The organism is Streptomyces sp. T028, assembly GCF_048159505.1.
GTDB lineage: Bacteria > Actinomycetota > Actinomycetes > Streptomycetales > Streptomycetaceae > Streptomyces.
Genome location: NZ_JBLRVZ010000010.1, coordinates 87,203 through 107,176, shown reverse-complemented (window position 1 = coordinate 107,176; position 19,974 = coordinate 87,203). Strand labels below are relative to the sequence as shown.

14 protein-coding genes are annotated in these 19,974 nt (G+C 71.0%); 3 read left to right on the top strand and 11 right to left on the bottom strand.

Annotated elements, in window-relative coordinates:
- Positions 1 to 43 precede the first annotated feature (43 nt).
- Positions 44 to 2,167: a DNA gyrase/topoisomerase IV subunit B gene (locus tag ACLZN2_RS10870; RefSeq protein ID WP_416978163.1), complete on the bottom strand. Its 2,124-nt coding sequence runs from the start codon at positions 2,165 to 2,167 to the stop codon at positions 44 to 46.
- Positions 2,168 to 2,612: 445 nt separating this feature from the next.
- Between ACLZN2_RS10870 and ACLZN2_RS10865 the strand changes: the two genes are divergently transcribed.
- Complete coding sequence (locus ACLZN2_RS10865) at positions 2,613 to 2,843, top strand: DUF7455 domain-containing protein (protein ID WP_067247462.1); 231 nt, start codon at positions 2,613 to 2,615, stop codon at positions 2,841 to 2,843.
- A 172-nt stretch (positions 2,844 to 3,015) separates the two neighbouring features.
- Here the strand turns inward: ACLZN2_RS10865 and ACLZN2_RS10860 are convergent, their stop codons facing one another.
- The 7 genes from ACLZN2_RS10860 to ACLZN2_RS10830 form a co-directional block, all read right to left on the bottom strand.
- Entirely contained in the window at positions 3,016 to 3,870 is an 855-nt protein-coding gene (locus ACLZN2_RS10860) for a S1 family peptidase (protein ID WP_416978162.1), read from the bottom strand.
- Between the two features lie 157 nt (positions 3,871 to 4,027).
- Positions 4,028 to 5,578 (bottom strand): RNA polymerase sigma factor, encoded by a 1,551-nt coding sequence (locus ACLZN2_RS10855; protein ID WP_416978161.1) that lies wholly within the window; start codon positions 5,576 to 5,578, stop codon positions 4,028 to 4,030.
- A gap of 374 nt (positions 5,579 to 5,952) precedes the next feature.
- Complete coding sequence (locus ACLZN2_RS10850; RefSeq protein WP_416978160.1) at positions 5,953 to 6,840, bottom strand: FadR/GntR family transcriptional regulator; 888 nt, start codon at positions 6,838 to 6,840, stop codon at positions 5,953 to 5,955.
- Between the two features lie 163 nt (positions 6,841 to 7,003).
- Positions 7,004 to 9,073, bottom strand: coding sequence for an ATP-binding cassette domain-containing protein (locus ACLZN2_RS10845; protein WP_416978159.1), 2,070 nt, complete (start codon positions 9,071 to 9,073; stop codon positions 7,004 to 7,006).
- Between the two features lie 144 nt (positions 9,074 to 9,217).
- On the bottom strand, positions 9,218 to 9,976 hold the full coding sequence (locus tag ACLZN2_RS10840; protein WP_416978158.1) for an NUDIX hydrolase: 759 nt from the start codon (positions 9,974 to 9,976) through the stop codon (positions 9,218 to 9,220).
- 130 nt (positions 9,977 to 10,106) lie between these two features.
- Positions 10,107 to 12,032, bottom strand: coding sequence for a glycogen debranching N-terminal domain-containing protein (locus tag ACLZN2_RS10835; protein ID WP_416978259.1), 1,926 nt, complete (start codon positions 12,030 to 12,032; stop codon positions 10,107 to 10,109).
- Positions 12,033 to 12,534: 502 nt separating this feature from the next.
- Entirely contained in the window at positions 12,535 to 14,163 is a 1,629-nt protein-coding gene (locus tag ACLZN2_RS10830; protein WP_416978157.1) for a DUF4192 domain-containing protein, read from the bottom strand.
- A 131-nt stretch (positions 14,164 to 14,294) separates the two neighbouring features.
- Here ACLZN2_RS10830 and ACLZN2_RS10825 point away from each other — a divergent pair, with 131 nt between their 5' ends.
- Positions 14,295 to 16,460, top strand: a complete 2,166-nt coding sequence (locus tag ACLZN2_RS10825) for a RecQ family ATP-dependent DNA helicase (protein WP_416978156.1) — start codon at positions 14,295 to 14,297, stop codon at positions 16,458 to 16,460.
- A gap of 256 nt (positions 16,461 to 16,716) precedes the next feature.
- Entirely contained in the window at positions 16,717 to 17,337 is a 621-nt protein-coding gene (locus ACLZN2_RS10820) for a hypothetical protein (RefSeq protein WP_416978155.1), read from the top strand.
- Positions 17,338 to 17,788: 451 nt separating this feature from the next.
- Here the strand turns inward: ACLZN2_RS10820 and ACLZN2_RS10815 are convergent, their stop codons facing one another.
- The 3 genes from ACLZN2_RS10815 to ACLZN2_RS10805 all read right to left on the bottom strand — a co-directional run bounded on the left by ACLZN2_RS10815 (position 17,789) and on the right by ACLZN2_RS10805 (position 19,905).
- Positions 17,789 to 18,418 carry a hypothetical protein gene (locus ACLZN2_RS10815; protein WP_416978154.1) on the bottom strand — a complete coding sequence of 210 codons (630 nt, stop codon included), beginning with the start codon at positions 18,416 to 18,418 and terminating at the stop codon, positions 17,789 to 17,791.
- Positions 18,419 to 18,486: 68 nt separating this feature from the next.
- Entirely contained in the window at positions 18,487 to 19,188 is a 702-nt protein-coding gene (locus ACLZN2_RS10810; RefSeq protein ID WP_416978153.1) for a ribonuclease HII, read from the bottom strand.
- 93 nt (positions 19,189 to 19,281) lie between these two features.
- Positions 19,282 to 19,905 (bottom strand): TetR/AcrR family transcriptional regulator, encoded by a 624-nt coding sequence (locus ACLZN2_RS10805; protein WP_416978152.1) that lies wholly within the window; start codon positions 19,903 to 19,905, stop codon positions 19,282 to 19,284.
- Between the last annotated feature and the right edge of the window lie 69 nt (positions 19,906 to 19,974).

Sequence of the window (19,974 nt, the reverse complement as noted above, 5' to 3'; positions counted from 1 at the left end):
GGTTCGGATCCACCCGGAACCGAACCCCCGTCGTACCGATCTGCTACGCGTCGATGCGTGAGCGGTCGAGCGTCGCCGCCGAGCTGGAGATGAACTCCTTGCGCGGCGCCACGTCGTTGCCCATGAGCAGGTCGAACACCTGCTCAGCCGCCTCCAGGTCGGAGAGGTTGATGCGGCGCAGGGTGCGGTGACGCGGGTCCATCGTCGTCTCGGCCAGCTGGTCGGCGTCCATCTCGCCGAGACCCTTGTAGCGCTGGATCGAGTCCTTGTACCGGACGTTCTTGCTCTGGAACTCCATGAGCTTGTCGCGCAACTCACGATCCGAATAGGTGTACACGTACTTGTCCTGGCCCCGCTTGGGCTGGACGAGCTCGATGCGGTGCAGCGGCGGCACCGCGGCGAACACCCGGCCGGCCTCCACCATGGGCCTCATGTAGCGGTGGAACAGCGTCAGCAGCAGGGTCCGGATGTGGGAGCCGTCCACATCCGCGTCGGTCATCATGATGATCTTGCCGTAGCGGGCGGCGTCGATGTCGAAGGTGCGCCCGGAGCCGGCTCCTATGACCTGGATGATCGCGCCGCACTCGGCGTTCTTGAGCATGTCGGTCACGGACGACTTCTGGACGTTGAGGATCTTGCCCCGGATCGGCAGCAGCGCCTGGAACTCGGAGTTCCGGGCCAGCTTGGCGGTACCGAGCGCGGAGTCGCCCTCGACGATGAACAGCTCGCTGCGGTCGACGTCGTCGCTGCGGCAGTCGGCGAGCTTGGCGGGCAGCGAGGAGGATTCCAGGGCCGTCTTCCGGCGCTGCGCGTCCTTGTGCTGGCGGGCCGCGATGCGTGTACGGGCGGCGGCGACCGCCTTCTCCATGACGACTCGGGCCTGGGCCGCGGCGTCGCGCTTGGTGGAGGTCAGGAACGCCTTGAGCTCCTTGGAGATCACGGTGTTCACGATGCGCCGGGCCGCCGAGGTGCCGAGGACCTCCTTGGTCTGGCCCTCGAACTGGGGCTCGGCGAGGCGGACGGTGACGACCGCGGTCAGGCCCTCCAGGGCGTCGTCCTTGACGATGTCGTCCTCGGCGACGCGCAGCAGCTTCTTGGCACGCAGGACCTCGTTCATGGTGCTGGTGACGGCCGTCTCGAAGCCCGCGACGTGCGTACCGCCCTTGGGGGTGGCGATGATGTTCACGAAGGACTTCAGGGTCGTGTCGTACCCCGTGCCCCACCGCATCGCGACATCCACTTCGAGCTCGCGGGTGACCTGGGTGGGGGTCATCTGCCCGTGCTCGTCCAGGACCGGGACGGTCTCCCTGAACGTGCCCTGCCCGGTGAAGCGGAGGACATCGCAGACGGCCTTGTCGGTGGCCAGGTACTCGCAGAACTCGCTGATGCCGCCGTCGAAGCGGAAGGACTCCTCGCCCTTGCTGCCGCCCTCGCCGAGGCCGTACTCGTCGCGGACGACGATGGTCAGACCGGGCACCAGGAACGCGGTCTGGCGGGCGCGCTGGTGGAGGTTCTCGAGGGAGAGCTTGGCGTCCTTGAGGAAGATCTGGCGGTCGGCCCAGTACCGCACGCGCGTGCCGGTACGGGTCCTGGCGATCTTCTTGGCCTTGCGCAGGCCGCCCTGGGCCTCGAACTTGGCGTCGGGGCCGACCGCGGCGAAGGCGCCCGGCACACCGCGCCGGAAGCTGATCGCGTGCGTGTGGCCGCCGCGGTCCACCTCCACGTCGAGGCGGGCCGAGAGGGCGTTGACGACGGAGGCGCCGACGCCGTGCAGACCGCCGGAGGCGGCGTAGGAGCCGCCGCCGAACTTGCCGCCGGCGTGCAGCTTGGTCATGACGACCTCGACGCCTGAGAGGCCGGTCTTGGGCTCGACGTCGACGGGGATGCCCCGGCCGTTGTCGCGCACCTCGACCGAGGCGTCGTCGTGGAGGATCACCTCGATGTGGTCGCAGTAGCCCCCGAGGGCCTCGTCGACGGAGTTGTCGATGATCTCCCAAAGGCAGTGCATCAGACCACGGCTGTCGGTCGATCCGATGTACATGCCCGGGCGCTTCCGCACGGCCTCGAGGCCCTCGAGGACGAGCAGGTGCCGCGCGGTGTAGTTGGAACCGTCCCGGTCTGCTCCTGCCAGCAGCGCTGTGGACGGCACGGACGTATCGGCGGTCACGCGGTTCGCTCCTCGCTGAATTTCAGGTGGGGCCCTTCTGGGTAAGGGCGCGGCTTCGTTCGCCGCCAAGAGGGTACCGAGGCCTGGTAGAGCCGTTGTAACGCCACCCTCGTCTGAACTCAGACTAGTCCAGCGTCGCATGCGTGTTCGATCCCTCGTTGGAGTGAAGTACATATCACGTTCCCTTCGAGGCATGAACCATTTAGGCTCCGGGCACGTCCTCATGAACAAACCGGCAATCCAGCCGGGGAGGATCGAGACCATGACCGACAGCGCGAAACCGTAAGCACCACCGAGACGCAATACGGCACATTCGCCGCCAAACCGGCAGCAGACGGCCACCTCGAAGATTTTTTTTCGAGGAAAAGCCACGAGCGGGAACGTTTTGGGGCTGGTTGGATGTTGACCCTGGTACGACAGCTCGTCGAGCTAGAGAAGAGGCGACGTGACTACTGTTCTGACCCCCGCGAGCCCGCTGACGGCCGCTGACCGCTGCGACCGCTGCGGCGCCCAGGCGTACGTACGCGTGGTCCTGCTCAGCGGCGGAGAACTGCTCTTCTGCGCCCACCACGGCCGCAAGTTCGAGCCGGAACTCAAGAAGATCGCCGCTGAGATACAGGACGAGACGGAGCGGCTGACGACCGTTCCCGCATCCGCCTCCGACGAAGAGCGTTGATCCGACGCGTCCACGACGAGCCACAGCCGGCACAGGCCGGTGCGCGGGCGGCGGTCCCTGGAAACAGGGGCCGCCGCCCGTTCTCGTGACTTCGTGATCCGCTGACGCGCCGGGCACGGTCCGGTGCCACGGGAGACCCTCACCGGGCGGGGAGGACCCGGCACAGGCGTCGTCAGGAGGCCTGCCCGGTCCCTTGTGGGGTCTTGTCCCGGCTCAGCGCCCGGACGATCTCGGACACACGTGTGTAGACCCCCGGGTTTCCCGGTCGCCCGCAGCCGCTGCCCCACGACACGAGTCCGATCAGGCGGCCCTGTGCGACCAGCGGCCCTCCGCTGTCCCCCTGGCAGGCGTCACGCCCGCCGCGCTCCTCTCCGGCGCACACCATGCTCGCGGAGAGATACTTGCCGTCCGCGGAGCCCGGATATGCCCTCTCGCAAAGCGCGTCCGCCAGTACATGGACGTGGGCGGCCCGCAGCCGACGGGGATAGGCACCGAACCCCGTGGTGTCGCCCCAGCCGGTGATCACGGCCTCCGTCCCGGGCCGGTACGCCACATCGCCCGGTCCGGCCATGCCGATGGCCGAGGCCTCGGGAAGGGGCTCGGCGAGCGTGAGCACGGCGAAGTCGCCGGCGTTGGTGCCGCTGTCGTAGGCCGGATTCACCCAGATCTCCCGGACGGCGATCTCCCGGCCCTGGTCCGAGTAGAGGTCCGTACGGCCCGTGATGACCTTCAGGTCGCGGGCCCTGTTCGGTGGTGCCCCCAGGACGTCCTCGGCCGTGCAGTGGGCCGCGGTGACCACGGTCGTGGGGCTCACCACGACGCCGCCGCAGAACTGTCCCGACCGCATACGCCCGAACCGGTCACGGCTGGACAGCGCGACCGTCCACGGACTCTGGGCGGCTTCGACGGGGAATCCGCCCAGGACGACGTCGGAGGCCGCGGGGGCGGCGGACAGCAACGGTATGGCCACCGCTGTGGCCGCCAGCGCCAATGGCCGGGCCAGAGCCCGGACGAAGTGACGACGCATGCACACTCCTCACTCCGAAGTGATCGATGAACACCCAGAGTGATTCAGCGCGCGACGCCCCGCACCCGCGCGCCCACGCCGGAGGCCCGGCTCCCCGAGGGGAAACCGGGCCTCCGGCGTCGTACGGCCACGACCTGGGTCGTGCGACCGGTCTGGTCTAGTCGAGGTAGTCGCGCAGCACCTGCGAACGCGAGGGGTGGCGCAGCTTCGACATGGTCTTGGACTCGATTTGGCGGATGCGCTCGCGCGTGACGCCGTACACCTTGCCGATCTCGTCGAGGGTCTTCGGCTGACCGTCGGTGAGACCGAAGCGCATCGAGACAACGCCCGCCTCGCGCTCGGACAGGGTGTCGAGGACAGAGTGCAGCTGCTCCTGCAGGAGCGTGAAGCTGACGGCGTCGGCCGGGACGACGGCCTCGGAGTCCTCGATGAGGTCACCGAACTCGCTGTCACCGTCCTCGCCAAGCGGGGTGTGCAGGGAGATGGGCTCACGACCGTACTTCTGGACCTCGATGACCTTCTCGGGGGTCATGTCGAGTTCCTTGGCCAGCTCCTCCGGGGTGGGCTCGCGGCCCAGGTCCTGGAGCATCTGGCGCTGTACGCGCGCGAGCTTGTTGATGACCTCGACCATGTGCACCGGGATACGGATGGTGCGGGCCTGGTCGGCCATGGCGCGGGTGATCGCCTGGCGGATCCACCAGGTGGCGTACGTGGAGAACTTGTAGCCCTTGGTGTAGTCGAACTTCTCGACCGCGCGGATCAGACCGAGGTTGCCCTCCTGGATGAGGTCCAGGAAGAGCATGCCGCGGCCGGTGTAGCGCTTGGCCAGGGAAACCACCAGACGGAGGTTGGCCTCCAGGAGGTGGTTCTTGGCGCGGCGGCCGTCCTCGGCGATGATCTCCAGCTCGCGCTTGAGCTTCGGCGCGAGCTTGTCGGCGTTGGCCAGCTTGTCCTCGGCGAACAGACCGGCCTCGATGCGCTTGGCGAGCTCGACCTCCTGCTCGGCGTTGAGCAGGGGGACCTTGCCGATCTGCTTGAGGTAGTCCTTGACGGGGTCGGCGGTGGCACCGGCGGCCGCGACCTGCTGGGCGGGCGCGTCGTCCTCGTCCTCGTCGGAGAGCACGAAGCCGGCGCTCTCGGCACCCTCGGGCTCGTCGCCGCCCTTGGGGGCGTCCTCGAGGACCTCGTCCTCGAGCAGCTCGGCGTCGTCCTTCTTGGCGGTGGTCTTCTTGGCGGCAGCCGCCGTCTTCTTGGTGGCCACGGCCTTCTTCGCGACCGCCTTCTTGGCGGTCGTGGTCTTCTTGGCAGCCGCCTTCTTCGCGGGGGCGGCTTCCTCTGCGGGGTCGTCCACAGCGGGTGCGGCCGGGGCAGCCGTGGTGGTGGCGGTGGCCTTCCTCGTGGTCACCGTCTTCGCCGCGACTGTCTTGGTGGCGGTGCGCTTGGCCGGACTCTTCGCTGCGACGCTCTTTCGGGTGCGCTTGGGCTCCGCGGCACTGACCATCAGCGTCACACCCTCTTCCTCGAGGATCTGGTTGAGGCTGCGCAGTACGTTCTTCCACTGAGTGGCCGGAATCTGGTCAGCTTCGAAGGCCCGACGCACATCGTCGCCGGCGATCTGCCCCTCAGCCTTTCCCCGCTCAATGAGCGCCATGACAGAGACGGACTCGGCGATCTCCGGCGGGAGCGTACGGGATGTGCTGGCCGACACGAACAACCTCTCGGAACGTTGGAAAACGGCTTCCGGCCCCGTCCACGGCGGACAGGAGCCGACCACCGGCCTGGGGGTGGACCGACGGTACGGGCGGGGGGCCGGGAAGATGCACAGCGCCTTGAACGGCGTCCGTATTCCCTCCTCGGCTGTCACCTCTTAGGTCATCGCGTTGTTTCCACAAGCGTTACGCCCAATCTTCGTGGCCCGAGTCACACCGCGTAAGCGCTCAAAAGCGGCCAGACACGGGCAGAGGTGGTCACCCGTAGTACGTACCCAGGCTGCCCCGATCCACCCCCGATCCATGTCGCGGCGTCGGCCGAGGTGACATGGAAGGGGGAGGACGTTCCCGGTCGTACCGCCCGCGGGGGCCGTCAGTGCTCGCGCGGCGCCGGCACGACGCGCTCCACCTCGGGGTGCACGGTGAGCAGCTGCCGCATGGCCGCCTCGGCCGCACCGCCGTCGCCCGCGGCCAGGGCGTCGACGATCCTGGCGTGGTGCGCCAGGGACGCCTCGGTTGGCCGGTCGCAACCCGTGACCGGACCTCCGGACACCTGCAGGGCGGCCGAGACGATCCCGGAAAGATGCTCCAGCATGCGGTTGCCGGCAACCTGGATGAGCAACGTGTGGAACTCGGTGTCGGCCCGGGAGTACGTGAGCGCGTCCCCCTGCCCCATGGCATGTCCCATGATCTCGACCATGTCGCCCAGACGCTGCTGGACGTCGGCCCGCCCGTGCCCCGCGGCGAGGCGGGCGGCGAGCGGCTCGATCGTCCAGCGCAGCTCGCTCAGCTCGCGCCGCTGGTCGTCGCGCTGCGGTCCGAAGGCCCGCCACTCGATGATGTCCGGGTCGAGCAGGTTCCAGTCGCTGACGGGACGCACGCGCGTGCCGACGTTCGGCCGGGCACTGACCAGGCCCTTGGCCTCCAGCACGCGCAGCGACTCACGGACGACGGTACGGGAGACCTCGAAGCGCTGGCCGATCTCCTCGGGCACCAGCGGACGGTCGGCGCCGAGGTCACCCGAGACGATCATCTGGCCCAGTTGCTGGACGAGTTGGCCGTGCAGCCCGCGTCCGCGGTTGCCCGCGGCGCGCCGGCCCACGCGGCCCAGCTCGGGTTCCGCGCCCTCCCAGACGGGGGCTCCCACCCGGTCGGCCACGGGGGCCTCGGCGTAGGGGTAGCGGTCGAGTTCGCCCGGGCCGGCCAGACCGGAGTCGGCGGAGCGGGCGGCGGTCATCATGGTGTGCGCAAGGGTACTCACGGATCCTTTGTCGGCGTCGCCTCCAACTCCCTTGAGGTCTTTGGTGAAAAGCACACGAAAGGGTGATCGCTCACCCCGTCGCAATTGACGCCTTATCGGAAAGAAACGGCCTTTCTTCGGGTAGTTGTGCACACGCCAGGACAGGATGGGCGCGGAACGGTCGTCATCGGACCCTGCTGCGCAGGTTCATCAGCACATACGCACCCAGCAGTGCGGCCAGCGACAACGCCAGTGCCCCACCGACGGGTTGGGCGATCACGCGCAGCGCGGCGAACAGATAGCGCTCTCCCCCGAAGGGCCACTGGACGAGCAATACCTCACGCAATCGCAGCGAGAACCCGGCCGCGGTCCGCACGGACGCGTTCTCCGCGGCTCTTTGTGCGACAGGTACCACGGCCACCGGTACGGCGAGCACGGCCGCGAGTCCGGCCGTGGTCGACCTGAAGACGCCTGCCGCGAGGACACCGGCCCAGGCGCAGCCCACCACGAGGGCGAGCCAACTCGCGCTCAGCGGAACCCACTCCGCGGGAACCTGCACGAGCTCCCGCCCGTAGAGGAGATAGAGCACTTCGGCGTCGCAGCCCACGGTGAGGAAGGCCAGCATCAGCGCGGTGAGCCCGGCGACGAGGAGCTTGGCCGTGAGCAGCCCGAGCCTGCGGGGCACCGTGCCACGGTCCGCGGCCAGGGCGGGGTGGCGGAACTCGTCTCCGAAGGCCAGCGCACCGAGCAGTCCCGCACCGAGCGCCGCCGGCGGCAGCGGCAGCTCCACGGGCCATGCGGCCAGCAGCCGCGTCTGTGAGGTGTGTCCCGCGCGAGCCAGGAGTACGGCGATGAGGGCGGAGGAGAGGAGTACGACGACGCCGGTCAGAAAGCTGGTGCCGATCCCGGCGGCACGGCGGAGTTCGTAGCGGAGGGGGCGCAGCGGGCTGGGGGCTGAGCGGACGGAGATGGGGGGTGGCAGGGTCGACACGGAGTCGAGGTTCCTCGGCATGGTGGGGAAGCGTGATGCCCGGGAGGCGGAGAGGGCCAGGCGTCTGCCTCGCAGGGTGCGGCCGGACTTCTTGGGCGGGCGAAGTCCGTCAGCGTCGGGGTCGGCGACGGGCTCGGGGAAGGTCAGTTGCTCGGCGACCGCCCGTGACAGGGGGACGAGCCGGGGCTCGAAAGCGGGCTCGGGGTCCGTGGCACTATCCAGGGCTGGGGCCGGATCAGCGGCGGGCGCCGTGACGGGCTCGGGCCGGGAGTAGCACGTGCTCGGCTCCGGAGCGACGACCGGGCCGCGCTCACCGGCATCGATCGACGGAAGCGACTCCGACTCCCCCTCCGGCCGCACGGGCTCCGAGGTCCCGGTTCCCGCGACCGGGCCCATGTCTCCCGTCTCGTCGGCGAGTTGGTGCACGAGGATGCCGTGCCGGAACGCCGTCTCGCCGACCTCCGCGCATGTACTGCCGTACACACAGAGCCGGTTGCCGTCCTCCTGGACGACCTCGACGGAGCGTTGCCCGGTGCGCGCTTCCTTGGTGAGCAGGGCGGCCAGGCGGGCGACGTGCGGGCTGCGGACGGCCACGCGGGGGCGCAGCCGGGTACGGGCGAAATCGGTGACCTCCTGGTCGGCGACGAGTCTGCCCTGTTCGAGTGTGACGACCCGGTCCGCGATGCGGGCGGCCTCCTTGGGGTCGGCCGTGGTCATCAGAACCGTGCCGCCGTGGGCCGCGTGTGCGCGCAGCATGCCGTGCAGCCAACGGTCTTCCCTGCCGGAGAGACCGTCGGCCGGTTCGTCGAGCATGAGGGTGTGCGGGTCCGCGAGAAGGGCGCAGGCGAGGCCCAGCCGTCGGTCCATGCCCCGGGAGAGGGTGCCGAGACGTTCGTCCCGCAGGCTGATCAGGCCGACCACCTCCAGGACTTCTTCGGCGCGCCGGACGGGGACCCCGGCGGCCGCGCACAGCATGCGCAGATGGCCCCGGACGGTGCGGGCCGGATGCCCCGGCACATCTCCGAGCAGGACGCCGACCTCGCGTGAGGGGTGGGCGATGCGGTGCAGGGGGCGGCCTCTGAAGTAGGTGAGACCACGGCCCTGTTGGAGTTCGAGCATGAGTCTGAGCGCCGTGCTTTTTCCCGCGCCGGGCGCTCCGAGCAGCACGGTGACGCGCCCCGCACGCGCCTCGAAGGAGACGTCGTCGACGGCGGGTGGATGCTCCTTGCGGGAGTCGCTGGTCAATCCGAAGGCCTGGATCACCTTTAGCAAGATAGCGCGCCATATCCGCTTTTTCCGGACACAGCACGGCCGACGAGGCGGGCCGACCGGACGTGCCGGTATCCGCCTCACCTCAGGGGTGGGGTCGACTCCCCTGGGCGGGTGAGCAGTTGCGGTGGACCGGCATCACACTTCGGGGCGCAGCATCGGCGGGTTGAGCAGCGTCGCGCCCCCGGCGCGGAAGAGCTGGGCGGGTCGGCCGCCCTGGCGTGTGGTGGTGCCGCCGGTGGGGACCAGGAAGCCGGGGGTGCCCGTGACCTTGCGGTGGAAGTTGCGTGGATCGAGGGCCACGCCCCAGACGGCCTCGTAGACCCGGCGCAGTTCGCCGACCGTGAACTCGGTGGGGCAGAACGCGGTCGCCAGCGACGAGTACTCGATCTTGGATCGGGCGCGCTCCACCCCGTCCGCGAGGATCTGGGCGTGATCGAAGGCGAGGGGCGCGACGGGTTCGCCGTCCCGGCCGTAGCCGCCCTGCTGCAGCAGTTCGTCGACCGGCGCCCAGCGCGCGTTGCTGGCGTCGCCGCCGGCCCGCGGGGCGGGCAGATCGGGGGCGAGCGCGAGGTGGGCGACGCTGACGACGCGCATTCTGGGGTCCCGCTTGGGGTCGCCGTACGTGGCGAGCTGTTCCAGGTGGGCGCCGTTGTCCTGGGCCGGGGCATCGGGGTCGTGGGCCCGCAGTCCGGTCTCCTCCGCCAGCTCCCGCGCCGCCGCCTGGGAGAGGTCCTCGTCGTCCCGCACGAAGCCGCCCGGGAGCGCCCACCGGCCCTGGAACGGCGGCTCTCCCCGGCGCACCGCCAATGCGCACAGGGCATGGCGGCGCACGGTCAGCACGACCAGGTCCACTGTGACGGCAAAGGGCGGAAAGGCTGACGGGTCGTAGGGCATGCGGCGATCATAGTCGTCTTCCTGACGATAAACACACCCTTCGCCGGACGCTTCGACGGTTGATCCACTGCGGTACGGCACCACGGTCATCGATCGGCCCCGGATCCCGCGCGGTTTCTCTCATCCGAGGTCACACTCCCAATTGCAGTCCTGTGGCCGCTTCCTCGACCATGACGAGCCCGAGCCGACTGACCCGTACGGAGAAGGGGGCGCCCGCGATCCGTAGTCCGGTCAGGCCGAGCTCGCCCAGGGGCGTGCTGCGCAGGGGGCGCAGGGTGATCGTCCTCGCGGGTGCGTCGGGCCGGATGCCGACCGGAGTGGTCAGCAACAGGATTCCGGCGGCGGCCGAGGTGGCAGCGGGGCGGCAGGCGGCCGGGTGGGGCAGAGGGGTGCTCCCTTCGGTGCGCTGCTCCCCCGCGTACATCTCCGGGAGGCGATGCCCGAAGGCCTCTGCCGCCGCCAGTACCCCGCCCAGCAGCGCCCCGGCCTCCTGCTCGTAGCCCGCGGCGGCCAGACCGGCGACGGCGATCGCCGTCTCGTGGACCCGTACGGCACCGCTGCGATGACCGAACGGATTGTGGCCCGCCTCTTTCGCGCCCATGCCCCGCAGCCCCCAGCCGGAGTCCATTGCGGGGCTGCCGAGCAGCCGGGCCAGGCTTTCGGTCTGCACCTTGTCCAGCAGGCCTGGGGCCTGGACACCGCCGCCGAGCAGGCCGGTGTCGAGGAGGTGGACCGCGGTGGCGCCGAGGTGGGGCACCGGTCGCCCTTCCGGGGTGAGTGCGGCCGCAGGCCTGCCGGCGCCTCGGTGGTCGAGCCAGAAGTCCCGTCGGAAGACGGCCCGCAGTCTCCGCGCCCATTCCCGCAGCCAGTCGGCGTCGGCGCTCGCTCTGCCGTAGGTGTCGAGCAGGTCGGCACCCAGCAGCGCCGCCCGATGGGCGTGGGCCTGGGTCTCGCAGCGGACGGGCCCACCGGGCTGGGGGTCGCGCAGATAGGTCCCCTCCCCCGCGGCCGTACGCAGCCAGGCCAGGCAGCGCTCTGCGGTCGGCAGCAGTTCCTCCGTGTCCTGCTCGGGCAGCCCCCAGCGGCGGGCTTCGGCGAGGAGCACCGGGAAGAGGAGCGTGGCCTCCGTACCGGTGCAGCCCGGCGGCAGGTGGGGGCCCGCGTCCCGGCGCGGACCGGGGATCATGCCGTGGCGCGGACCCTGCTGTGCGATCTGGGTGCGGGCGAGGGTGCGCAGCGTGCCCACGGCGAGCCGGGTGCCGAGGGGCAGGGTCATACGAGCCGCGGCGAGCGCCTCGGCCGGCGCCAGACCGCAGCGCCAGGGTGCCCCCGCCGCGAGATGGGTGTCCGTGGGGTGGGCGGGGTCGCGCACCAGGAGTGCTTGGAGATCCTCGACGCTGGTGGCCATGAGCGCCGCCGCGCGCGCGTCGTCCCCCGCGGCAAGGGCGGGCGCCAAGGTACTCGTGGCCGCGCGCAGGAAGGCGCGGACCGGGCCCGCGCCCTCCGGACGAACCTTCAGTTCCACGCGGACGCTGCCGCCGGGAGGCAGGTCGAAGTCCCAGCGCAGCAGTCCCGCGGAGGCGATCGCGTCGGCCGGCGGCGGGTCGGCGGTGACGCATGAGGTGCCTGCGGGGGATGACCAGCACAAGCCGGAATCGCGGACGTGGGCGGGCAGTGCGGGGCCCACGGCGCCGGCCGCGATCATCCCGATGTCGGCCAGGTCGGTGCCCAGTGCCACCTCGACCGGGAGGCGCAGATGCCGCGTGGCGGCGCTGCGCAGCGTGATGCGCTCGGTGCCGTCCGCACAGCGGCTCCGCTCGACCACGACGTCCGGGTCCGGTCCTCCGTGCGGCGTGACACGCAGGGTGGCTGTGAAGAGCGCCCGGTCGGCCGAGGTCATCCGCGCGTGCACGCCGAGCGGTTCACGACCGGCCACCCGCACCTGGCAGCGCGACAGGATGCGCCGACCCGCCCGGTAGAAGCCCTCCAGTCCGCGCCCCGTCAGCTGGCCCTGTTCGGTGGAGATGACGAGTCCCGGCAGGGCGACGCAGATCATCGCGGTGTGGGTGGGCGGGAGGGTGGACGTGCCGGCGGACCCGCCGGGGGTGCCCTGGCGCCGGCCCTGATCGACGACGGTGCCCGCTGCGCCCTCCGCCCCACGGACGGGCGGGGCATTCCGGGTGCCCCCGAGGAACGCAGTTCCCCGCGGCCCCGGCCACTCGGAAGGCGACTGGTCGGGAGCCGTTCCACGGGGTGGCTCCGAAGTGCCGGGGGCGGTGCGTTCGTCGGCGGCGAAGGGCGGGGTCGGCTGGTGCATGCGGTGACTTCTTCTGTTCTCTGTGCGCCTCGGACAGGGACGAGGCCGGTGGCTGGCTCCGGCGATGCGGGTGCGTGGTGGCGGTGTTCCCTGTGGGGGTCTACCGCCACTCAGGGGAACGGGGCCGGACTCCCCCAGGTCACGGCCTCGGCGTATGGGCCCCACCGATGGGCGGCGGGGTCGGGTCCGCGGGCGGGCAGTACGGCGGGAAGCACGCCCCCGTCGCCCCGTCCAGGCCCGTTCACCCTTTCTCCTTGGCGTCGTCTCCCTCGGAGCGCACCCCCTCGGGGCGGGCGCCTCGACGCCGGGCGGAAGACGTCCCCGCGGCACGCGGGCGTGATCCGCCCCGGCTCGCGGCGGCAGGACGCGTCAAGGGCGTACGGGCACGGCCGGGGTTCGCTCCTGGCACACACTGGCTCCGCGTGGTCTCCGACGCGCCGCCCTCGTCCCCGGAATCCGCGAGGTCGTCGTCCTCCCGCCGCCGCGGTTCGTGTGCCTGTCGCCCCTCGCGCTCGGAGCGCAGACAACGCCGTACCGATTCCGGGTCGAGCCCTTCGTTGCAGGCCTGGTGCAACAGGCGGGCGAAGAGATAGCCGGGGTCCGCGCCCAAGGCCATGGCGAGGGCCTCCCGGGCTTCGAGGTCGTCGCCACTGGACCAGGCGACCCAGCCGGCGAGGGTGAGAAGGGCTGCCGCGTGTTCGCCGTAGGGACCGACGCAGCGGCGGGCCAGTGCCCGCCAGAGGCGCAGGGCGGGCGCCGCCTCGTCGCCTTCCATCCATTCCGCGGCGCGATCGCGCGTCACCCGGTCCTGGAGGCCGAGAATCAGAGCGGCGGCTTCGTCGCAGCCGAGCAGTTCGTCGTCCCGGCGGTCCGCTTCGGCGTTGCCCAGCACGACCGGTGCTTCGGCGAGGCGCCGCATGAGTTGTCCGGCCAGCGCGATCGTCTCCTCGGCGACCGCCGCACGGCTCACGTCGTCGAGCATCCTGGAGATCAGCGCCATGTTCGCCGTGTCCAGGGCCACTTCCTGCTCCAGGGCGACACCCGTCTCCAGTGGCAGCAGTCGTGCCCGCAGCTCACGCAGGGTGCCCCGGACCTGGATTCCGGCGTAGGTCGCGGCGGCGGCCAGCACGGAGGTGCCGGGCAGTCCCATCGCGGTCCCCTCGACGGGGCAGCAGCCTTCACGCGCACAGCAGTACGACCAGAAATGGCCGTCGGAGATGCACAACGCCTCGATGACCGGGGCGTCGAGCCTCCCGCACATGACCCGCAGGGCCTGAGCCAAGGGCTCCAGCCGCTTCATGACCTCGCGGCCCGTCTCCCCCTTCGCCGGATCCTGGCAGAGGTAGACGACCATCTGCGCCGGTCGGGCGCCTCGCCGCTCGCTCCCCTTGACCAGTCCTTCCGCCAGCTGCCGGGCGACGGCGGGCCAGTCGCCGGGGTGCGCGGGGATGCCCAGCCTGGTCCTGCCCCCGAAGGCGCCCCGCCCACCCCGGTCACTGAGGGCAACCAGCACGATGCTGTCCTCCGGGCGGTATCCGAGCAGGTAGGGCAGGGCGTCGGCGAGTTCGCCCGGGGTGCGCAGGGTGACGTGGTGTGCGGCGGAGTCACCGTCGTACGGCAGGGTCGCGTCGTAGGGCGTGTGGCTGATGTACGCCGTGGGGCCGTCGTACGGCTCGCCGTCGTACGGGTGCTCACCGCCGTACGAGGACCCGTCACCGTACGCAGACGTATCGCCGCAGGTGGAGGAGTCGTAGTGGGACGTGTCGCCGTAGGCGGGCCCGTCCTCGTGGGACGCGGGCCCGTCGAGGCCGTCCCGCCCGGGAATGTCACCGTTTTCGAAGGAGCCGGTCGTTTCGCTGTGGTTCGTCATGCGTCGACGATCTCGCGGATTGCCGGGTTCCGCTTTTCCCTGTGGATAAGTCCGACCAGGGACACGTCAATCGGGCGTACCGGACGCCTTCCGGACCCGGTCTGTCAGAGCCTTCCTGTTGTATGGGAGGCATGGAGCACACGAGCAACGCGGATCTCCGGGCGGACGCCGACACCGTTCTCGCCCGCCTCGTCGGCGACGCCACGGGCGCGGCCAGACTGCGCGAGGACCAGTGGCGGGCCATCGAGGCACTGGTCGCCGACCGGCGGCGGGCCCTGGTCGTGCAGCGGACGGGGTGGGGCAAGTCCGCGGTCTACTTTGTGGCGACCTCCCTGCTGCGGGCCCGTGGCTCCGGCCCCACCGTGATCGTCTCGCCGCTGCTCGCCCTGATGCGCAACCAGGTCGAGGCCGCAGCGCGGGCCGGTATCCACGCACGGACCATCAACTCCTCGAACACGGAGGAATGGGAGACCGTCCAGGCCGAGATCGCCGCGGGCGAGGTCGATGTCCTGCTGGTCAGTCCGGAGCGGCTCAACAACCCCGACTTCCGCGACCAGGTACTGCCCGAACTGGCCGCCGCGACCGGACTGCTCGTGGTCGACGAGGCGCACTGCATCTCCGACTGGGGTCACGACTTCAGGCCGGACTACCGTCGGCTGCGGACCATGCTCACCGATCTCCCGCCCGGGGTTCCGGTGCTCGCGACGACCGCGACGGCCAACGCGCGCGTGACGGCCGATGTCGCCGAACAGCTGGGCACGGGCGGCTCGTCGGACGCCCTGGTGCTGCGCGGCCCACTGGACCGGGAGAGCCTCAGCCTGAGCGTGCTGCGGCTGCCCGACGCCGCCCACCGGATGGCCTGGCTCGCCGATCACCTGGACGAACTGCCCGGCTCGGGAATCGTCTACACGCTCACCGTGGCCGCCGCCGAGGAGGTCACCGCCTTCCTGCGGCAGCGCGGGCACATCGTCGCCTCGTACACGGGCCGGACGGAGAACGCGGAGCGGCAGCAGGCCGAGGAGGACCTGCTGGCCAACAAGGTCAAGGCCCTGGTGGCCACATCCGCGCTCGGGATGGGCTTCGACAAACCCGACCTGGGGTTCGTCGTGCACCTCGGCTCGCCCTCCTCCCCCATCGCCTACTACCAGCAGGTGGGCCGCGCCGGCCGCGGCGTCGAGCACGCGGAGGTGCTCCTGCTGCCGGGGAGGGAGGACGAGGCGATCTGGGAGTACTTCGCATCGCTGGCCTTCCCGTCCGAGGACCTGGTGCGCCGTACTCTGGACGTCCTCGCGCGCGCGGAACGGCCCCTGTCGCTGCCCGCGCTGGAGCCGCTGGTCGAGCTGCGCCGCTCCCGGCTGGAGATCATGCTCAAAGTGCTGGACGTGGACGGCGCGGTGAAGCGGGTCAAGGGCGGCTGGACCGCGACCGGCCGACCGTGGACGTACGAGACCGAGCGCTACGAGTGGGTCGCGCGACAGCGCAAGGCCGAGCAGGAGGCGATGCGCGGGTACGCGTCGACGACGGACTGCCGGATGGAGTTCCTGCAGCGCCAGCTCGACGACGAAGACGCCAAGGCGTGCGGACGGTGCGACAACTGCGCGGGTGCGCGCTACGCCGCCGACACGTCCACGGCCGCGCTGGACGCCGCGCGCGTGGATCTGGGCCGAGCCGGGGTCGAGGTCGAGCCGCGCCGGATGTGGCCGACCGGCCTTCCCTCGATCGGCATGGATCTCAAGGGGCGCATTCCGGCCGGAGAACAGGCGCAGACGGGACGGGCCTTGGGACGCCTCTCGGACATCGGCTGGGGCAATCGGCTGCGCCCCATGCTCACCGCGCAGGCGCCCGACGGCCCCGTACCCGACGACGTGGCAAGGGCGGTCGTGGACGTACTGGCCGACTGGGCGAAAGGGCCCGGCGGTTGGGCTTCCGGAGCCGCCGACGCCGTTCCGCGACCGGTCGGCGTGGTCACCGTCGCCTCCCGCACACGGCCGCGGTTGATCCACTCACTGGGTGCGCGGATCGCCGAGGTCGGGCGGCTGCCCATGCTGGGAACGGTGGAGTACGCCGCCGACACCGCACCGGTCTCCCGGAGCAACAGCGCCCAACGCCTGAAGGCTCTCCACGGCCTGCTGGAGGTGCCGCCCGCGCTCGCCTCGGCGCTGACCGAGGCCCGGGGACCGGTTCTGCTCGTGGACGACTTCACCGAGACGGGCTGGACCCTGGCGGTCGCGGCGCGCATGCTCCGACGCTCGGGGGCGCAAGGGGTATTGCCTCTGGTGCTGGCTGTACAAGGTTGATCACGCACAGGGTGTGGAAGGGGCGTGTGCAGCCGTCCCACGCGTCCGCCCACGAATCACTGGGTAGGGATATAAGACACACACTGCCCTATAACGGTCTGTGGCCCCAATTGCTCGTTGCCGCATCCAAGTTCGACAGGAAGAATTGAGGTCCGCTCCCCGCACGGCTCGCCCGTAGTCCGGTTGGGCTCTGCTGCGGCGTGCGCTCCCCCCATCCGACCCGCCCGCAGTGCGGGCCGTAGCCGAAGGGAGGATCGTGACCCTCGGATTCGCTCCGTCTTCGGCAGCATCGTTGTCCTCGTCCACGTCCGCCGCTTCCGCCAATCGTCTGCTCGAACCCGCGGAGTGGTCCGCGGCCGGCATCCCTTTGCTGCGCAACCCGCGCGAAGTGGTCAGCGGGCTGCACTCGCGGCATCGGCCCGGGCCGGCCACCGCGATCGTGGCCGTGCTCGATCCGGACGAACGGGTGCGGGCCAGCGCGTCGTTCACCCGGCGCCAGGCACCTGCCGACGGCTGGCTGTTCCGCAACGCGCTCCTGGCCCAGCTGCGCCGGGTCATTCCGCACGACCTGCGACGGCGTACGCCGGTGCGGACCGCCGTGCTGCTCTACTGCCGTGAGGGCGACGCGCGCTGGACGGAAGAGGACGGGGCGTGGATGTGGGGCCTGCGTGACGCCTGCACGCTGCACGGGCTGCGCTGCGGGGCGTACATCACGCTGACCCGGGACGGCTGGCAGGTGCTCGGCGAGGGCCGCGGGGGCCGCCGCCCCAACACGGATTCCGCTCCGGAGCCCTTCGGGCTGTCCGAGGCACCGCCCCCGCTCCCACGGACGGGCGGCGCCGTCTCGGAGGTCCTGCGCCGCGCGGCCGCCCGCTGAGCGACATCGGGCGGGCAGGACCGCCCCAACGGCCCGCGGACTCGGTTTCACGGTGGGACGGGCTGCCGGAGAGCAGCCTGATCCCGGACAGACCCGGGCGCTGAACAGCGGGATGCAGGAAGCCCTCTGGGGGACGCGCGTCGTCGCGTGGCGTAGGGCACCGACCCGCGTCGATGCGGACACCGGGGCGTGGGCCGGGTACGGCGGCGGTCGCCATGGCGTGTCGTGCCGCTGCCCTCATGTGACCGACCGGGCCTCGGCGACGCAGGACCCTTCCGGGCGGGACGTCCACGAGGCCCGCCGGACGGCGTTCGCCCGGAACCGGACTCCGGGCATGCCGAGGTGCGCGCGCCGAGACTCACGTCGTCCGCGCACGCGAAGGCACACCGTGGAGGTGCCGCGGCAGCGAGGCCTGCCCGGCCCCGGCGCCTCCTGGCCTACCGGGTTCGGCTCAGACGCCCGCGCCGAGGACCGCGTTGATCTGCTGCGGGTCTCCGCAGACGATCAGCAGGCTGCCGGCCCGCGCATGGGCCAGCGGCAGAGCGGTGACGGCAACGGACTCCGGACCGCCGTTGACGGCGACCACGACGACGGGCCGCACGGCCGCACGGTCCGCGGCGGAGGCGTCGGCGTAGAAGACGTCGTCTCCGGCGTCGTGCTGCGCCCAGTAGGACGCCTCGCCGAAGGACAGCTCATGGGTGGCCCAGGGGTGCCGTTCACCGGTGGTGATCACCAGAACGTCACCCGGGGCGCGCCCGGAATCCAGGAGCAGGTCCACGGCCTCCTCGGCGGCGTCCAGCGCCCCCTGGGCCGAGGCCGGGATCAGCTGGACCTGAGGGGTCACCGAAGCGGGCGCGGGAGCGGCCGGGGCCGAGGGCCCGGGCTTGGGGGCGACGTCACGCGGGGTGCGCTGCACCGGCGGCACGGGCCGGACGGGTCCGGGACGACCGGGACGCGACGGAGCCGCGGGACGGGGACCAGGTACGGGTCGAGGGGTCGGCGCTGTGCGGCCGCTGGCCGGAGTGGCGCGGGGACCCTGGGCACTCTCGTGAATCTGAGGCTCCTCGGGAATGAGAGGCATGGGTTGTTATTTATCAAACGTTGGTGCGGCTCGCGCCAGCGGGTGGCACATCAGTGCGAGCGGAATCGTCAGAAGTCGAAGCCGAGCTGACCCTCGATCTCCGGAACGCTTCCGTCCGCCCAACTGCGGGCCTTCTTGAGGTGCCGCCACTGGGGCAGCGCATCAAGATACGCCCACGACAACCGGTGGTACGGGGTGGGGCCCCGCTCCTCCAGTGCGGCCTTGTGCACGGGCGACGGATACCCTGCATTGTCCGCAAAACCGAAGTCTGCATGGTCGACACCCAGTTCGGCCATCATTTTGTCGCGCTGAACCTTGGCGATCACCGAGGCCGCCGCGACCGCCACGCACGAACGGTCGCCCTTGATGACCGTGCGGACCCTCCACGGAGCGCCGAGATAGTCGTGCTTCCCGTCGAGGATCACCGCATCGGGGCGGACCGGCAGCGCCTCGAGCGCCCGTCCGGCCGCGAGCCGCAGCGCGGCCGTCATGCCCAGGTCGTCGATCTCGTCCGGGGAGGCGTGCCCCAGGGCGTACGCCGTCACCCACGTCCGGAGCACCTCGGCCAGCTCGGTGCGCCGTTTGAGAGTGAGCAGCTTGGAGTCGGTGAGTCCCGCGGGCGGACGACGCAGTCCGGTGACCGCCGCGCAGACGGTGACGGGACCGGCCCACGCACCGCGGCCCACCTCGTCGACACCGGCAATGACCTTCGCTCCGGTCGTGGCGCGAAGGGAGCGCTCGACGGTGTGGGTGGGTGGTTCGTACGGCATGGCGCCCTTAGCCTACGCCGCCGAGATCCCCTCGCGACACCCAGGTTCGCCACGGCCGTCCACCCGTCACCGACAGCCCCCTTCCCACCGCCGTCAGGAGACGTCCGGACGCAGCAGCGGAAGCATGAGCTGGTCGATCATCTCTTCGAGATCCCGATCACTCCATTCGCTTCCGCACATCTTGGATCGGTACATCATCATGGCCGGGATGGCGTCGAAGACATAGCCGTTCGCAGCCCCGGACCTCACCTCCCCCCTCTCGATTCCGCGCCTGATCACCTCGTGCACCATCCTGACAGCCGGCTCCACAACCCCCTGAACGATCAGCGACTGAAAGCGTTCCGACTGAGATGGATCGCATTCGTGAATGATCGCCCGGAGCGCGAAGCCGGGTCGCGAGAACATCACGTCGCGCGCCCTGCGACACAGAGCCACCAGGTCCGCACGCACACTGCCGAGGTCGGGCGCCACATCCAACCGGGGCAGCTCGGCACTCAGAGCGTCCGCGACGAGATCCTCCTTGGACGGCCAGCGGCGATAGACGGCCGCTTTTCCGGTCTGGGCCCCGGCGGCGACACCCTCCATGGTGAGGCCGTTCCAGCCGACGGTGCCCAACTGTTCCAGCGCGGCATCGAGAATCGCGCGTTCGAGCACGGCGCCGCGCCGGCGAGGGGAGGCCGTCCGGGCGGGGGCGGCCGTCCAGCGCGAAGTAACCATCCGAGTGTCTCCAGGCGAGCAGAGGGGGCGGGGAGTTCGAAGCGGAGCGGGGCGCGGGCGCGGCAACAG

Bases quoted from the DNA above. Each gene is read 5' to 3' on its own strand.
- ACLZN2_RS10860 (WP_416978162.1), bottom strand. From the start codon at position 3,870: ATGCGTCGTCACTTCGTCCGGGCTCTGGCCCGGCCATTGGCGCTGGCG.
- ACLZN2_RS10840 (WP_416978158.1), bottom strand. From the start codon at position 9,976: ATGCCCTACGACCCGTCAGCCTTTCCGCCCTTTGCCGTCACAGTGGAC.
- ACLZN2_RS10835 (WP_416978259.1), bottom strand. From the start codon at position 12,032: ATGATCTGCGTCGCCCTGCCGGGACTCGTCATCTCCACCGAACAGGGC.
- ACLZN2_RS10830 (WP_416978157.1), bottom strand. From the start codon at position 14,163: ATGACGAACCACAGCGAAACGACCGGCTCCTTCGAAAACGGTGACATT.
- ACLZN2_RS10825 (WP_416978156.1), top strand. From the start codon at position 14,295: ATGGAGCACACGAGCAACGCGGATCTCCGGGCGGACGCCGACACCGTT.
- ACLZN2_RS10815 (WP_416978154.1), bottom strand. From the start codon at position 18,418: ATGCCTCTCATTCCCGAGGAGCCTCAGATTCACGAGAGTGCCCAGGGT.
- ACLZN2_RS10810 (WP_416978153.1), bottom strand. From the start codon at position 19,188: ATGCCGTACGAACCACCCACCCACACCGTCGAGCGCTCCCTTCGCGCC.
- ACLZN2_RS10805 (WP_416978152.1), bottom strand. From the start codon at position 19,905: ATGGTTACTTCGCGCTGGACGGCCGCCCCCGCCCGGACGGCCTCCCCT.